This window comes from Pseudomonas sp. IPO3749, assembly GCF_013386605.1.
Classification (GTDB): domain Bacteria; phylum Pseudomonadota; class Gammaproteobacteria; order Pseudomonadales; family Pseudomonadaceae; genus Aquipseudomonas; species Aquipseudomonas azotoformans_A.
This window is the reverse complement of sequence record NZ_JACARN010000076.1, coordinates 17,015-30,867: the sequence shown is the minus strand read 5'-3', so window position 1 is coordinate 30,867 and position 13,853 is coordinate 17,015. Positions and strand designations below refer to the sequence as shown.

General features: G+C 59.1%; 17 protein-coding genes. 10 read left to right on the top strand and 7 right to left on the bottom strand.

Translation table 11 applies throughout. From position 1 onward, the window contains the following. Positions 1-9: 9 nt before the first annotated feature. From HX812_RS26160 to HX812_RS26145, 4 genes are read right to left on the bottom strand one after another with little or no spacing between them, the layout of a single operon-like run. Positions 10-1,032, bottom strand: a complete 1,023-nt coding sequence (locus HX812_RS26160) for a LacI family DNA-binding transcriptional regulator (protein ID WP_038845641.1) — start codon at positions 1,030-1,032, stop codon at positions 10-12. A 3-nt stretch (positions 1,033-1,035) separates the two neighbouring features. Continuing rightward, entirely contained in the window at positions 1,036-2,013 is a 978-nt protein-coding gene (locus HX812_RS26155) for an ABC transporter permease (protein ID WP_010209107.1), read from the bottom strand. Then, positions 2,010-3,563 (bottom strand): sugar ABC transporter ATP-binding protein, encoded by a 1,554-nt coding sequence (locus HX812_RS26150; RefSeq protein WP_016978156.1) that lies wholly within the window; start codon positions 3,561-3,563, stop codon positions 2,010-2,012. Before HX812_RS26150 ends, HX812_RS26155 begins: the two co-directional genes overlap by 4 nt. 57 nt (positions 3,564-3,620) lie before the next feature. Beyond that, on the bottom strand, positions 3,621-4,577 hold the full coding sequence (locus HX812_RS26145; protein WP_016978157.1) for a sugar ABC transporter substrate-binding protein: 957 nt from the start codon (positions 4,575-4,577) through the stop codon (positions 3,621-3,623). Between the two features lie 553 nt (positions 4,578-5,130). Here HX812_RS26145 and HX812_RS26140 point away from each other — a divergent pair. The 3 genes from HX812_RS26140 (at position 5,131) to HX812_RS26130 (ending at position 7,348) form a co-directional block, all read left to right on the top strand. Beyond that, on the top strand, positions 5,131-6,219 hold the full coding sequence (locus HX812_RS26140; protein ID WP_038845638.1) for an asparaginase: 1,089 nt from the start codon (positions 5,131-5,133) through the stop codon (positions 6,217-6,219). 183 nt (positions 6,220-6,402) lie between these two features. Next, the gene (locus HX812_RS26135) at positions 6,403-6,654 is read left to right on the top strand and encodes a DUF1654 domain-containing protein (RefSeq protein WP_038845635.1); all 252 of its coding nucleotides are present in this window, start codon (positions 6,403-6,405) and stop codon (positions 6,652-6,654) included. 4 nt (positions 6,655-6,658) lie between these two features. Beyond that, entirely contained in the window at positions 6,659-7,348 is a 690-nt protein-coding gene (locus HX812_RS26130) for an endonuclease (protein WP_038845632.1), read from the top strand. Positions 7,349-7,378: 30 nt separating this feature from the next. On the opposite strand, the gene HX812_RS26125 is transcribed toward HX812_RS26130, so the two are convergent. Then, on the bottom strand, positions 7,379-7,744 hold the full coding sequence (locus HX812_RS26125) for a hypothetical protein (protein WP_038845629.1): 366 nt from the start codon (positions 7,742-7,744) through the stop codon (positions 7,379-7,381). A 262-nt stretch (positions 7,745-8,006) separates the two neighbouring features. On the opposite strand from HX812_RS26125, the gene csrA reads away from it, so the two are divergent. Both csrA and HX812_RS26115 read left to right on the top strand, forming a co-directional pair. After that, positions 8,007-8,201: a carbon storage regulator CsrA gene (csrA, locus tag HX812_RS26120; protein ID WP_003192511.1), complete on the top strand. Its 195-nt coding sequence runs from the start codon at positions 8,007-8,009 to the stop codon at positions 8,199-8,201. Between the two features lie 211 nt (positions 8,202-8,412). Further along, positions 8,413-8,652, top strand: coding sequence for a hypothetical protein (locus HX812_RS26115; RefSeq protein ID WP_038845627.1), 240 nt, complete (start codon positions 8,413-8,415; stop codon positions 8,650-8,652). A 67-nt stretch (positions 8,653-8,719) separates the two neighbouring features. On the opposite strand, the gene HX812_RS26110 is transcribed toward HX812_RS26115, so the two are convergent. Continuing rightward, complete coding sequence (locus HX812_RS26110) at positions 8,720-9,397, bottom strand: HAD family hydrolase (RefSeq protein WP_038845626.1); 678 nt, start codon at positions 9,395-9,397, stop codon at positions 8,720-8,722. Positions 9,398-9,604: 207 nt separating this feature from the next. Here HX812_RS26110 and HX812_RS26105 point away from each other — a divergent pair, with 207 nt between their 5' ends. The 5 genes from HX812_RS26105 to HX812_RS26085 all read left to right on the top strand — a co-directional run bounded on the left by HX812_RS26105 (position 9,605) and on the right by HX812_RS26085 (position 13,193). Continuing rightward, positions 9,605-10,375, top strand: a complete 771-nt coding sequence (locus HX812_RS26105; protein ID WP_038845625.1) for an alpha/beta fold hydrolase — start codon at positions 9,605-9,607, stop codon at positions 10,373-10,375. Positions 10,376-10,486: 111 nt separating this feature from the next. Beyond that, positions 10,487-10,732: a DUF2790 domain-containing protein gene (locus tag HX812_RS26100; RefSeq protein WP_038845623.1), complete on the top strand. Its 246-nt coding sequence runs from the start codon at positions 10,487-10,489 to the stop codon at positions 10,730-10,732. Positions 10,733-10,774: 42 nt separating this feature from the next. Further along, positions 10,775-11,446 (top strand): heavy metal response regulator transcription factor, encoded by a 672-nt coding sequence (locus tag HX812_RS26095; RefSeq protein WP_038845621.1) that lies wholly within the window; start codon positions 10,775-10,777, stop codon positions 11,444-11,446. Continuing rightward, on the top strand, positions 11,443-12,843 hold the full coding sequence (locus tag HX812_RS26090) for a heavy metal sensor histidine kinase (RefSeq protein ID WP_038845615.1): 1,401 nt from the start codon (positions 11,443-11,445) through the stop codon (positions 12,841-12,843). Before HX812_RS26095 ends, HX812_RS26090 begins: the two co-directional genes overlap by 4 nt. Before the next feature lie 125 nt (positions 12,844-12,968). Next, positions 12,969-13,193: a hypothetical protein gene (locus HX812_RS26085; RefSeq protein ID WP_033901738.1), complete on the top strand. Its 225-nt coding sequence runs from the start codon at positions 12,969-12,971 to the stop codon at positions 13,191-13,193. Positions 13,194-13,208: 15 nt separating this feature from the next. Here HX812_RS26085 and pcp read toward each other — a convergent pair whose 3' ends face one another. Then, positions 13,209-13,850, bottom strand: a complete 642-nt coding sequence (pcp, locus tag HX812_RS26080; RefSeq protein WP_038845612.1) for a pyroglutamyl-peptidase I — start codon at positions 13,848-13,850, stop codon at positions 13,209-13,211. Positions 13,851-13,853 lie beyond the last annotated feature (3 nt).

Below are 13,853 nucleotides of genomic sequence, written 5' to 3'. Positions count from 1 at the left end.
CAATTCGGTTCAGCGGTATTGGGCGAATGTACCGGCGACGGGCGCCGTCGACTCACGCAATACAATGCTCGGCGTCACGATGCGTTGATCGATCGGCATGTGGGGTGTCGCAATTCTTCGCAGTAACAGCTCGGCCGCCGTCTCGCCCAGTTGCACGATCGACTGCCCGACCGTCGTCAACGCCGGGTAGACGTAACGGCCCATTTGAATGTCATCGAAACCGATCACTGACAGCTCGCCCGGCACGCGGATATTGCGCTCGGCTGCTGCGCGCAACACGCCGAAACCGATCATGTCGTTACTGGCAAAAATCGCGCTGGGCGGATTGTGCGCCAATAACTGGACAGCGGCGGCATACCCGCCTGTGCTGGTGAAGTCGCTTTCCTGGGTGCGATTGTCTGCCACTGCCACGCCAGCCTCATGCAGCGCGCGGTGATACCCCGCCAGACGCATCTGCGCGACACGAGTATGGGCCGGACCACCGATGCAGGCGATGTCTCGGTGGCCCAGTTCGAGCAAGTGCCGGGTCGCCAGGTAGGCGCCCTCCTCATGGTCGATACGCACCAGGTCCACGTCAATGCCATCCAGCGCCCGGTCAACAATCACCATGGGCGTACGCACCGCGCTCAAACCCGCGGCAAGACCGCTGTCGTCGCCGCCCACCGAGGTCACGATCAAACCGTCGATGCGCTTTTCCAACAACACGCGCAAATAGTTACGCTGTTTTTCGGCGTTGTCGTCGGAATTGCAAAGAATCACGCAGTAGCCATTACGCTCACAGTAATCCTCGATACCTCGGGCCAATTCCGCGAAATACGGGTTGAGACTGTTGGGCACCAGCAAACCGATGGTGGCCGTGGTCTTGGCCTTGAGCGAACGCGCGACGGCGCTGGGCACGTAGTCGAGCTGTTTGATCGCCGCTTCGACCTTGATACGTACCGGCTCGCTGACCGGGCGCGTCTTGTTCACCACATGGGACACCGTGGTGTAGGAAATACCTGCAAGCGCCGCCACATCCTTGATCGTTGCCATGGCTCAGCCTCGCCGACTGGCGCGCTGGCTGCGGTAGGTATCGAGGACCACGGCAATCACGATCACGGCACCGGTAATGATGCGTTTCGTGGGCTCCGTGGCACCGATCTGCGCCAGGCCGGCGGCCAATACCGAAATAATCAATACACCAAAAAAGGTACTGATCACCGAGCCGCGCCCGCCCATCAGGCTGGTGCCGCCGATCACCACTGCGGCGATCACTTGCAGCTCCAGACCGGAGCCCGCATTCGGGTCCGCGGCTTCCAGGCGCGAAATCTGGAACAGTGCGGCCACACCAGCCAGCAGACCCATAAGGCTGAACACCAGAATCTTGTAGGGCTTGGGATTGATCCCCGCCAGGCGTACGGCCTCTTCGTTGGTGCCGATACCGATCAGATAACGACCAAACACGGTACGCGTCAATACAAGCTGCGCGGCGATAATCACCAGCAAGGCAATGATGAACGACGGCGAGATGCCAAAGGCAATCGGGTTGGACAGCCAGGCAAATGAATCACCGATGTAGGCGGTGCGCGAGCCAGTCATCTGGTACGCCACGCCACGGGCCATTTCCAGCACACCGAGGGACACGATAAATGACGGAATGCGCCAGGCCACGGTGATCGAGCCGGTAATTGTACCGGCCAATGCCGCACAACCCATGCCCAGCACGGCGGCCGGCAATACGCTCCAGCCCCAGCCGAGAATCGCCACGCTGACGGCCGACGCCGCCAGGGCCAGCACCGAGCCCACCGACAGGTCGATGCCGCCGATGATCAGGATAAAGGTCATGCCGACCGCCAGCACCATCAGGTCCGGAATCTGGTTGGCCAACGTGCTGAAGGTGTCGTAGGACAGGAAGTGGTCGCTGAGCACCGAGAACAGCGCGATCATCGCCAGCAAGGCGCCCGCCAGGCCCAGGTAGGTGCCCAGGCCGTAGAAGTTGCCGCCAGTCTTGCCGGGGGAAGTTGTGGTTTTCATGGGGTATCCCTAAGCACTGCGTCATTGAGCAGCGCATCACGTTTTTGATAGCCGGCAAAGGCGGCGGCGAGCAATTCGTCCTGGGTCCAGCTGTCGCGCTCGAAGGTCTCGATCAAGCGCCCGGCGGACAACACACCGATGCGGTCGCAAATCAGCATGAGTTCACGCAGGTCGCTGGACACCACCACCAGCGCTTTGCCCTGGCGGGTCAATTCGCCCAGCAAGGCATAAATATCGAATTTGGCACCGACGTCGATGCCACGGGTCGGCTCATCGAACAACATCACCGAGCAATCGCGCTCCAGCCACCGGCCAATCACCACCTTCTGCTGGTTACCACCGGACAACTCGGAAACCAACTGCGCCGGGCTGGAACTGCGGATGCGCATGGCATCGATCTGGCGCTTGGCCAATGCGGTTTCATTGCGGCTGTTGACCACGCCACCGCCGGAAATTTCCGGCATGTTACCCAGCGCGATATTGGCGCTGATGGACTGAGTCAGCAGCAAGCCTTCGCCCTTGCGGTCCTCGGTGATCAGGGCAATGCCGTGGCCCACCGCATCCACCGGCGAGCGAATGCTCACCACCTGGGCCGGCGAGCCGAGCGCCACGGTGCCGCTGTCGGCCAGGTCAGCACCGAAGATCAGGCGCAACAGTTCAGTACGACCGGCACCGATCAGGCCGGAAATGCCGTAGATCTCGCCCGCACGCACTTCAAAGGACACGTCGCGGACCTTGTCCGAGCGGGTCAGGCCTTTCACCGTCAGGGCCGGGCCGCCAATGGTGCGCGGGCCCAGGTCGATGTGTTCGCCCAGCTCGCGACCGACCATCAAGGTGACCAATTGCTCACTGTTGTAGTTGGCCATCGGCTCGACACAGACCAGCTTGCCGTCGCGCAATACCGCAATGCGTTGGGCCACACGGGCCAGCTCTTCCAGCCGGTGTGAAATGTAGATGATCGCCACGCCCCGGGCCTGCAGGCGGGTGATTTGTTCAAACAGCATCTCGACTTCACGGGCGGTGAGCATGGCCGTGGGTTCGTCGAGGATCAGTACATGGCAGTCGCCGATCAGGTTACGGGCGATCTCGACCATTTGCTGATGGCCAATGCCCAGGCTGCCGACCAGAGTATCCGGGTCGATAGCATCCAGGCCGACCTGGGCCATGGCCTCGATCGCAGCCTTGCGCAGTTGCTTGCGGCTGATCCAGCCACAGTGGCTGGGCAGGTTATCCAGGAACAGGTTTTCGGCGACGGTCAGCGTCGGCAGCAGGTTGAGTTCCTGCATGACCATGCGCACGCCCAGCTCTTCGGCCTGGGTGCGGCTGCCGGGGCGGTAGTCCTGGCCATTGAACTGCATGTGCCCGGTGGTCGGCGTGACCAGCCCGCCGATGATCTTCGACAAGGTGCTTTTGCCTGCGCCGTTCTCACCGGTCAGCGCCAGCACTTCCCCGCGATTGAGCGTCAGGGTGATGTCGGACAGAACCGGCTGGGCATAGGTCTTGCCGATACCGCTGACCGAGAGGACAGCGTTCGGGGCGGAAGATGACATAGGAAAATCTCCAGGCGCCCGCTCAGGACGAGCGAGCGCTGTTGGGTACTGCCAGGATTACTTCTTGAGGACGAGTTCGACCGGGGTTTCGATCACGCCATCTTTGGCATCGACTTTCTCACCCTTGACCAGCTTGAGCGCGTTCTGGATACCGAACACGGCTTGCTGGGCAGCGGCCTGGTCAGCGGTGGCGAGTACGCGGCCGTCTTGCAACATCGGCTTGATGGCTTCGATGTTGTCGTAGCCCACGACCAGTACTTTGCCGGCCTTGCCTGCCGCACGTACGGCGGAGACAGCGCCCAACGCCATGTTGTCGTTACCGGCCAGCAGGGCCTTGAGGTCCGGGTACTCACTCAGCATGGCGGACGCGACTTTCTGGCCCTGGTCGATTTCCCAGTTGCCCGATTGAGTGGAGACGATCTTCATGCCGGCAGCGTCCATCGCATCCTTGTAGCCTGCGGTACGCTGTTGGGCGTTGGTGGTCGTCGGCACGCCTTCGATGATGCCGACCTTGTCACCCGAGGCCAGTTGCTTGGCCAGGTAGTCGCCCACCAGCTTGGAGCCTTTGCGGTTGTCCGGGCCTACGAAAGGAATATCGAGGTTTTTGCTTTTGAGCACGTCCGGGTCCAGGCGGTTGTCGATGTTGACGACTTTGATACCGGCATCCGAAGCCTTCTTCAGCACGGTGACCAGCGCCTTGGAATCGGCGGGTGCGATGACGATGGCATTGACCTTGGCGAGGATCATCTGGTTGACGATATCGATCTGCGCGCTGGTATCGGTTTCGTTCTTGATCCCGTTGGTGATCATGTCGAAATCGGCGGCGTGTTCTTTCTGGTACGTCTTGGCACCGTCTTGCATGGTGACGAAGAATTCGTTGGCGAGGGATTTCATGACCAGGCCAACCTTGGGTTTGGCAGCGTCATCGGCAAATGCAGAGGAGAGAGGCAGGGCAGCGGATGCGGCGGCAAGCACAGCGACAGCAAGAAGGCGTCCAGCAAATGGCAGCTTCATGGGTTCACTCCGATCTTATGATTATTGTGAGCAACGCTTGCACCGAAGATCGCTTCGGCAGCCCTCCCACCCGGGTGGCTGATACGAGCTGTCACGATACTCAGGGAGCACCCCGTGAAACATCTCGCAAACGTTTGCGTTATTCAAACTATGAGAACCTTGTCGAGATTTGTCAACGGTTGAAAACAGCCTTTCATCCACCTCCTCCCTCGCGCCTGACGATAGACACCGTTAAACATTGCACGCTGCCGGTCGTTCTCTAAAACGACAGTCTGTGGCGCATTATTCATGCAAACCCCAAGGGTCGGCGCTCAACTTTTTCGGACAACCGAACGCAATAAGTTCCGATGTTCGGAAAGCCGGACGCCCACCTACCCACAACTCATCAAAATTCAAATTAAACTGTTATAAATCAATAAGTTATTTTATAACCTCGAACACAATCAGCCTGGTACAGATCCTGCTCTACCCCATCACCTCGTGGCATTCAGAACCGCCCGGGTGTTCTAGATGAACCTGCTACAGCACTCATCAAAAACCAGAGAGAAAAATAATGAAATCTGCACTGAAGAACTTTGTTCCGGGCGCGTTAGCCCTCCTGCTGCTGTTCCCCCTTGCCGCCCAGGCAAAGGAAGTTGAATCCAAGACCAAACTGTCCAACGTAGTGATCCTCGCCACCGGCGGCACCATTGCCGGCGCTGGCGCCAGTGCGGCCAACAGTGCCACCTACCAGGCGGCCAAAGTCGGTATCGAGCAATTGATTGCCGGTGTTCCTGAGCTTAGCCAGATCGCCAATGTGCGCGGCGAGCAAGTGATGCAAATTGCGTCCGAAAGCATCAACAATGAAAACCTGCTGCAACTGGGTCGCCGCGTCGCCGAACTGGCCGACAGCAAGGACGTGGACGGCATCGTGATCACCCACGGTACTGACACCCTGGAAGAAACCGCCTACTTCCTGAACCTGGTGGAAAAAACCGACAAGCCCATCGTGGTGGTCGGTTCCATGCGCCCAGGCACCGCCATGTCGGCAGACGGCATGCTTAACCTGTACAACGCCGTGGCCGTGGCAGGCAGCAAAGACGCGCGCGGCAAAGGCGTGCTGGTCACCATGAACGACGAGATCCAGTCGGGTCGCGACGTCAGCAAGATGATCAATATCAAGACCGAGGCGTTCAAGAGCCCATGGGGCCCGCTGGGCATGGTGGTTGAAGGCAAATCCTACTGGTTCCGCTTGCCAGCCAAGCGTCACACCATGGATTCGGAATTCGACATCAAAAGCATCAAGAGCCTGCCTGACGTTGAAATCGCCTATGGCTATGGCAACGTGAGCGACACTGCGGTCAAAGCCCTGGCCCAAGCTGGCGCGAAAGCCATCATCCATGCCGGCACCGGTAATGGCTCGGTGTCTTCCAAGGTGGTGCCTGCCCTGCAGGAACTGCGCAAGCAAGGCGTTCAGATCATCCGTTCTTCCCACGTGAATGCCGGTGGTTTCGTTCTGCGTAACGCCGAACAACCGGACGACAAGTACGACTGGGTGGCTGCACATGACCTGAACCCACAGAAAGCCCGCATCCTGGCGATGGTCGCCCTGACCAAGACCCAGGACAGCAAAGAGCTGCAACGGATGTTCTGGGAATATTGATTCCCGGTAACACCTCGGCAGGGGCGGTTCTATCCGCTCCTGCTCTCCCCCTCGTTTAAAACCCCTTCGCCCTACGCCAAATTACCCGATTTGCTGTCAGACGGACTTCTTGAAATCTAAGTAGTTGCGAAAACGCCTACAGTTAAATACTGTATGTGCGTACAGATTTTTAAGGAACACTCCGTGGCAAAGTCCTCTTCCGCAGCGCCAACCCCACCCGATGCCTACACACGCCTCGCCGTTCGCGTACAAAAGATCATCAATTCGACCAATGCCCAGAAAGCCAAGGCGGCGTTGATCTTCCGTTTGCCGGACGAGCCAGAGGATGAATGGGCGCGCTTGCTGGAGGAAATCGCCGAGAACGACAACGTCACCCTCGCCTATCGGGACGATGGTGGCGTGCAGATTTTCTGGGTTGTGCCGAAGGAAGATTGATTCAATGAGTGTTCGTTTTATCGCGGTGTGTTGCCTGTTTTTTGCCGTCACCGCTCACGCCCAGGCGCCCCGAACCTTCAGCGAAGCCAAGAAAGTCGCCTGGAAGCTCTACGCCCCACAATCCACCGAGTTTTATTGCGGCTGCAAGTACACCGGCAACCGTGTGGACTTGAAGGCCTGCGGCTACGTACCACGCAAAAACGCCAACCGCGCCGCGCGCATTGAGTGGGAACATATCGTTCCGGCCTGGCAGATCGGGCATCAGCGCCAGTGCTGGCAGGACGGTGGGCGCAAAAACTGCACACGCCGTGACGACGTGTTCAAGCGTGCCGAAGCCGACCTGCACAACCTGGTGCCGAGCATCGGCGAGGTCAATGGTGACCGTAACAACTTCAGTTTTGGTTGGCTGCCAGTGCAAAGCGGGCAGTACGGCTCCTGCCTGACCCAGGTGGATTTCAAGGCCAAGAAGGTCATGCCGCGCCCCTCCATTCGGGGAATGATCGCCCGCACGTATTTCTACATGAGCAAGCAGTACGGGTTGCGCCTGTCGAAACAGGACCGCCAACTGTACGAAGCCTGGAACAAGACCTACCCGGTGCAAACCTGGGAGCGTCAACGCAACCAGACCGTGGCCTGCGTGATGGGACGCGGCAATGAGTTCGTCGGGCCGGTGAATCTCAAAGCCTGCGGTTGAACGTGGGCGGTACTCCCGCCCACTCTGTCTTTACTGGGCGGCCTTGTGCTCGATGACCTCTGACACGGTGTCGGTTTTCTTGGCACGGGCCATTTTCTCGTTGAGCAGGGTCTGTTTGGCCTCGGCTTCCGCCTTGGTTGCGAACGGTCCCAGCAGGACTTCGTCCTTGCCATCCACTTTCACGATGTAAAAATTGAAACCATGCTCCAGCAGCCAGGCTGTAAGGTCGGTGATCGCCTGCAACTTGTGGTCCGGCGGGCCGACCCACACGTCCCATTCCTGGGCGGCAATCGCTCCGGTCTGGGGTTGGCTCTCGGTCACGGCAGGCTTGGGCTTGGGCGCCTCGACGCTTTTGCCTTCACCACAACCGGCCAATGCCAACACCGCAATTGCCATCGCTACTTTACGCACTGCCCTGCTCCTTCAAAGATAAAGAGGCGACTTTATCATTCACTGTCTATTCTGGCCGTCATAAACGTTGGCTTAAACAATGCGAATCATGTATCGCAGACCTGTATGATGCCGCCATGGGAATTAATGTCGCCTCTATGCGTCCTAAAAGAGGCAGTCACAGGGAAGCGCTTAGCAGTAAGCTACACACATCCGACACCTGCCCTGTCTGAAACATGTGTCCTTAAAAGTAATCAAGGAGAAGTCCATGCTTATACTCACCCGCAAAGTTGGTGAAAGCATAAACATCGGTGATGACATCACGATCACCATTCTGGGCGTAAGCGGCCAGCAAGTACGAATCGGCATCAACGCACCCAAGGATGTTGCCGTGCATCGCGAGGAGATCTACCAGCGCATCCAGGCCGGCCTGACTGCCCCGGATAAAAACCAGACGCCTTGAAGCGCCCTCAGTAGCCAGCCTTTTCGTTTACTGTAACGGCTGGCGAAAACTTCTTCGGACTGCTCTGATCGTTGTTGCGTGACTGACGGCGCCAATGTGTTCATCTTCATGGAAAGATGAAACTGTCTTCACGCCTGGAACTTGTTGTTTCATTCACGGCCGAATCTTCTGACTGACACTCAGCCATCCGTGTGCATTCTGGAGCACGACGATGAGGCCTATGACCGCACCACCCTTTGCCTACAGGTCCTGGATGATCGCTCTTTTGATAGGGTTGGTTTTCGTGGGGCTGGCCTATGGCCTGAGGTATTTAATTGAAGGCCCCGATAACGACGCCCCCCGCTCCTGGCTGGACCTGACGCTGCTGCTCGGCGGCTACTTGTTCCTGTTTTGCCTCAAACCTATCCAAAAAGCCGTTCAACGCAGGTTGTGCCGGCAAGCGACACGCTGATGTCGTGCCAGCTCGCAGGACCACAACACGATCTGGCGAGGACGCGCATAGTCGCAGCGCAGGGGTTTCAGGCTGCTCCGCTCTGCAAGTACAGCAAACTGTCCGCGTCGCACTGCACCCTCAGCTGCTCGTACCCCTCGATGGAAGGATGCTCGGTGAGCATGGGCGCGTGATGCGTCGACGTCACCACCATCACATCCGCCCCTGCTGCCTCTCCCGCACGAATGCCTACCGCTGCATCTTCAAACACCAGGCAGTCCTGCACAGGTACGCCCAGGCGTTGTGCCCCCAGCACGTAACAGGCGGGGTCTGGCTTGCCGACGGCAACATCTTCGGCGGTGACCAACACCGCCGGCGGCGTTATACCCGCCGCCTGCAGGCGACGCAGCGCCAACTCCCTGGGGGCCGACGTTACCAGCGCCCATTGATCGCCCGGCAGGTTGTTCAGGAACGTGACAGCACCGGGAATCGCGACAACGCCTTGCACGTCATTGATTTCCGCCTCGGTGATCCACTGTGACTCGACCTCAGGATCGACCCCAGGCAATGCCTGGCGCGTGATGGTGTCGATTGCGCGGGCACCGTGGATGGTCTTCAAGAACGCTGGCACATCCAAACCATGGCGCTGCGCCCAGATGCTCCACACGCGCTCCGCGGCAGCAATGGAGTTGAGCAACGTCCCATCCATATCAAACAGAAAGGCACGGTAACGGCGGTTGAACACGGCTGAACCTCGGTTGGACACTGCGTGGCTTCCTCTGGGGTGGTAACAAATGACGGGCCCGATGCAATCTACGGATCACCTCGCCTCTTGTAAACGCTAGGAACCTGGATTGCATTACAGGTTTGTAATGAAGCTGTAAGTCTTGCCAGCACCCTCACTTCATACAGTGGAGCCGTCAGTCACCCACATCGGATGACGTCACTTCCCACTGATGAAAAGGGTCCACCCATGAAACCTGCAAGCAAACTCTGCCTGATCGCCGCCAGCCTGCTGATGCTGGGCACCGGCACTGCCATGGCCGGCACCGTCGCGCCGGTCAAAGCCAATAACGTGGTGCTGGTACATGGCTCCTGGGCTGACGGCTCGAGCTGGTCCGAGGTGATTACCCGCCTGCAGGCAGCCGGGCTGCACGTCACTGCCGTGCAGAACCCGCTGACCTCAGTGGCCGACGATGTCGCCGCCACCAACCGCGTACTGGATCAACAAGACGGCCCTACCGTGCTGGTCGGCCACTCCTACGCCGGCACTGTGGTCAGCGACGCCGGAGTCAATCCGAAAGTCAGTTCGCTGGTCTACGTGGCCGCCCGGGCTCCAGATGCCAACGAAGACTTCGTCGCCCTCTCTGCCAAATACCCAACCATGCCGGTGCGCGCCGGCGTCGAAGACCATGACGGCTACCTCACCCTGAGCCAGGACGCCTTCCTCAAGTATTTCGCCGCCGATGTGCCGCACGCCAAGGCCATGGAACTGTACGCCGTGCAACAACCCATCACCAAGACCCTGTTCAGCGGCCGCACCGTCAATGCCGCCTGGCACACCAAGCCATCCTGGTACGCGGTGTCAGCGAATGACCAAACCATCAACCCGGACCTGGAGCGCTTCCTCGCCAAGCGCATGAACGCCAGCACCATCGAGCTGCCATCGAGCCATTTATCACTGGTGTCCCACGCCAAGGAAATCACGGATCTGATCCTCGAAGCCTCGGGCCGCCAGCCTTAAGCCTTGCATTACAAACTTGTCATCATCCTGTTGGTTGGCTGTTCGGGGCCCCTGGTTACTGTGAAGTCACTGCCATGACCTGGCAGCCAACCCGTTAAGAGAGATACCGCCATGAAACTGTTTATCCTCGGCTTTGCCGCTTTGCTCGCTACCGGCTCCGTGTTTGCCGCCGAACCCGTGATCCACGACAAAACCGGCTTCTTCGTCCATCTGGACGTGGCCAAAGTCTTGTCGAGCACCGACACCTATGGCCAATGCGGCATCGTCCCCGCACGCCTCAACTACCTCGACAGCCAAGGCCGCGAACACGTGTTGGACTATCAGGTGCAGGGCATCGGTTGCGCCAGTGACAATTGATCGGGCTACACTTGCGCCACGCATTGAGACAGGGCATTTCCCATGAACATCCTCGTAGTCGAAGACGAACCCAAGGCCGGCAATTACCTGCTCAATGGCCTGCAGGAACTGGGCTATTCCGTCAGCCTCGCCCGTGATGGCGTGGACGGCTTGCACCAAGCCCTGGAAACACCGTTCGACGTGATCGTGCTGGATGTGATGATGCCGAAAATGGACGGCTGGGAAGTGCTGCGCCGCCTGCGCAAGGAAGCCGACACACCGGTACTTTTTCTGACGGCCCGCGATGATATCGCCGACCGTATCAAGGGCCTCGAACTGGGCGCTGATGATTATCTGATCAAGCCGTTTTCCTTCGCCGAGCTGGTGGCACGCTTGCGTACCCTGACCCGTCGCGGCCCGAGCCGAGACGAGGAACAACTGCAGATCGCCGACCTGCAAATCGACGTACTGAAGCGCCGCGTGTCCCGCGCCGGCACGCGCATTACCCTGACCAATAAAGAGTTCGCCCTGCTGCACCTGTTCGCAACTCACCAGGACCAGGTGCTGTCGCGCTCACTGATCGCGTCGCGGGTATGGGATATGAACTTCGATAGCGACACCAATGTGGTCGACGTTGCCGTGCGGCGCCTGCGCTTGAAAATCGACGACCCGTTCCAGCTCAAGCTGATCCACAGCGTGCGCGGTATCGGCTACCGCTTCGATACCCAGCCATGAACAAACGTCGCCACTATTCCCTGACGCTGCGTCTGGCGCTGATCTTCGCCCTGCTTGCCTTCGCCTTGCTTGCTACCCTGGGTGTGGCGCTGTACCGCGAGCTGGAGCGAGAGTTGATCAAGCGGGACGATGCGGCCTTGATTTCCCGCGTCGACCAACTGCGCAACTTGCTCAATGACAGCAACACGGTCGACCTGATCAAAACCAAGCCGGAGTTGTTCCAAAACATGCTGGGCAACCGTGAATCGGTACTGAGCATCGCCGCGCCTGGGCAAAAACCATTGCTGACGGTCAATCCCGGTAACATCGACCTGCCTTCCGTTCCCCCGGTGTCCAAGAACCACGAGCTGACGTTTGCTGATGTGCACCACTTCCCCAGCATTAACGGTGTGCCGTTCGCGACCGTGGCCGCGTCCATCGACTCTGGCGACCTGGGCAGCCTGCAAGTCACCACGGGGCGCCTGATGACCGAGCGCACCGCCATGCTGGCCAGCTATCGCTTGAGCGTTTACATCCTGGCGAGCATCGCCGCAATCATCCTGGCGGTGGCCGGTTATCTGCTGGTGCATCGTGGACTTGTACCGTTACGTCGCCTGGCCCGGCACGCCCAAGGCATCGGCGTCGGCAACCTCGCCGAACGCCTCGACAGCCATGGCGCGCCAAAAGAACTGCTGCCGATGATTGACTCGTTCAACACCATGCTGGAGCGGCTGGCCAAAGGCTTTGTCCAACTGGGCCAAGTGTCTACCGACATGGCCCACGAACTGCGCACGCCCATCAATAACCTGCTGGGAGAAACCCAGGTCGCCCTGCAACAGCACCGCAGCATCGAGAGCTACCAGCAGTTGCTGGCCTCCAATGTCGAAGAGCTTGAACGCCTGGCGCGGATGCTCGACAACATGCTGTTCCTGGCGCGCACCGACCCGGCCAGCGCACTGCGCCAGCGTCAGGAACTCAACGCCGCCGATGAAGTGGAACGCATCGCCGAGTACTTTGAAGGCTTGGCGGGAGATATGGATATCAGCATTCGTGCTGAAGGCGACGGGGTGATCTGGGCGGAGCCGATGCTACTGCGCAGGGCCCTGGCGAACCTGTGTGCCAACGCCATCAAATATGGGGCGCCGAGCACTGAGCTGGTGATACAGGCGACTCCCAATAACGGCGGCATTCATCTGAGCGTCAGCAACCACGGCGAGACCATCGCTGCCGAGCATCTGCCGCGACTGTTCGAACGTTTTTACCGGGTGGATGAATCACGAGAACGGTCAGCGCAATCCAATGGGCTGGGCTTGTCCATTGTGGCGACCATCATGCAGTTGCATAACGGGCAATACAGCGTGAGCAGTGAGGCAGGGGTGACGTGTTTTGATTTGTTCTTTCCGAAGCGGGAAGACTGAGCAGCCGCCCCCCGGTGTTATTTTGCAAAGGTTTGTCCCTTACCCCTGGACGAAAGCCACACTACTCTTACTCCCAACGGGCTCAAGGTAGAGCCGGCAACGGTAAAAACAAGGGAGATTCGGGAATGGAACTACGATTAGGTTTACTGGAAAAGGGGCTGGCTGAAATGAACGAGAAGCTGATCACCGTTTCGAGCAAGGCAGACGCCATGGATAAGCACTTTGCTTCCAAGGCAGACTTGGCAACCACTGAACTGAACCTTATCAAGTGGTACGTGGCGACCGCATTTGCAATGACTGGCCTGGCTTGCGCCATCACCTTCGGGCTCACCCGATTGTTTGCAATGTGAGGAGCGCTGGGCCGGTCAACTGACCTGCCCGCCCACTTCCACTGCATCCACAGGTGTTTGCCACGCCGTCAGTACAGCCGCCTGCAATCCCGCAACCATTTTACCCAGCTCCATTGAAGGCCGCTGCGACCCCGTTACCTGCTCCGGCAGAAACGGTACATGAATAAAGCCACTGCGCACTTGCGACCCAGCGAGAGCATGCTGCAATAGATAAAAAACTTGGTTACACACAAAGGTCCCCGCCGTCTGCGAAACCGAGGCCGCGACTCCCGCTTCACGCACGGCCTTGACCATCGCCTTGATCGGCAGCGTCGTGAAGTAGGCCACCGGGCCGTCAGCCAGGACCGGCGTATCGACAGGCTGCTCGCCCAGGTTATCGGGGATACGCGCATCGTTGACATTGATCGCTACCCGTTCGATGGAGATATCGCTACGACCGGGCCCCAGGCCAGTGGCGATCACCATCGCCGGATGCAATTCGTCGATCAGGCGGGTCAGGCCCCCACCCGCCGTGGCAAATGCGCAAGGCAATTGACGGGCAACAATCTGCACACCGGCCTCCAGCTGCACGCCGTCCAGTTGGCGCACAGCCTCCCAGGACGGATTAACCAAGTCTTTATCAAAGGGCTCAAAGCCCGTCAGCAATACGATTTGCATCCT

What these genes read in the sequence shown, in the direction of transcription:
- HX812_RS26160 (WP_038845641.1), bottom strand. Translation starts at nt 1,032, where the DNA reads ATGGCAACGATCAAGGATGTGGCGGCGCTTGCAGGTATTTCCTACACC.
- HX812_RS26155 (WP_010209107.1), bottom strand. Translation starts at nt 2,013, where the DNA reads ATGAAAACCACAACTTCCCCCGGCAAGACTGGCGGCAACTTCTACGGC.
- HX812_RS26150 (WP_016978156.1), bottom strand. Translation starts at nt 3,563, where the DNA reads ATGTCATCTTCCGCCCCGAACGCTGTCCTCTCGGTCAGCGGTATCGGC.
- HX812_RS26145 (WP_016978157.1), bottom strand. Translation starts at nt 4,577, where the DNA reads ATGAAGCTGCCATTTGCTGGACGCCTTCTTGCTGTCGCTGTGCTTGCC.
- HX812_RS26140 (WP_038845638.1), top strand. Translation starts at nt 5,131, where the DNA reads ATGAAATCTGCACTGAAGAACTTTGTTCCGGGCGCGTTAGCCCTCCTG.
- HX812_RS26130 (WP_038845632.1), top strand. Translation starts at nt 6,659, where the DNA reads ATGAGTGTTCGTTTTATCGCGGTGTGTTGCCTGTTTTTTGCCGTCACC.
- HX812_RS26125 (WP_038845629.1), bottom strand. Translation starts at nt 7,744, where the DNA reads ATGGCAATTGCGGTGTTGGCATTGGCCGGTTGTGGTGAAGGCAAAAGC.
- csrA (WP_003192511.1), top strand. Translation starts at nt 8,007, where the DNA reads ATGCTTATACTCACCCGCAAAGTTGGTGAAAGCATAAACATCGGTGAT.
- HX812_RS26115 (WP_038845627.1), top strand. Translation starts at nt 8,413, where the DNA reads ATGAGGCCTATGACCGCACCACCCTTTGCCTACAGGTCCTGGATGATC.
- HX812_RS26105 (WP_038845625.1), top strand. Translation starts at nt 9,605, where the DNA reads ATGAAACCTGCAAGCAAACTCTGCCTGATCGCCGCCAGCCTGCTGATG.
- HX812_RS26100 (WP_038845623.1), top strand. Translation starts at nt 10,487, where the DNA reads ATGAAACTGTTTATCCTCGGCTTTGCCGCTTTGCTCGCTACCGGCTCC.
- HX812_RS26095 (WP_038845621.1), top strand. Translation starts at nt 10,775, where the DNA reads ATGAACATCCTCGTAGTCGAAGACGAACCCAAGGCCGGCAATTACCTG.
- HX812_RS26090 (WP_038845615.1), top strand. Translation starts at nt 11,443, where the DNA reads ATGAACAAACGTCGCCACTATTCCCTGACGCTGCGTCTGGCGCTGATC.
- HX812_RS26085 (WP_033901738.1), top strand. Translation starts at nt 12,969, where the DNA reads ATGGAACTACGATTAGGTTTACTGGAAAAGGGGCTGGCTGAAATGAAC.
- pcp (WP_038845612.1), bottom strand. Translation starts at nt 13,850, where the DNA reads ATGCAAATCGTATTGCTGACGGGCTTTGAGCCCTTTGATAAAGACTTG.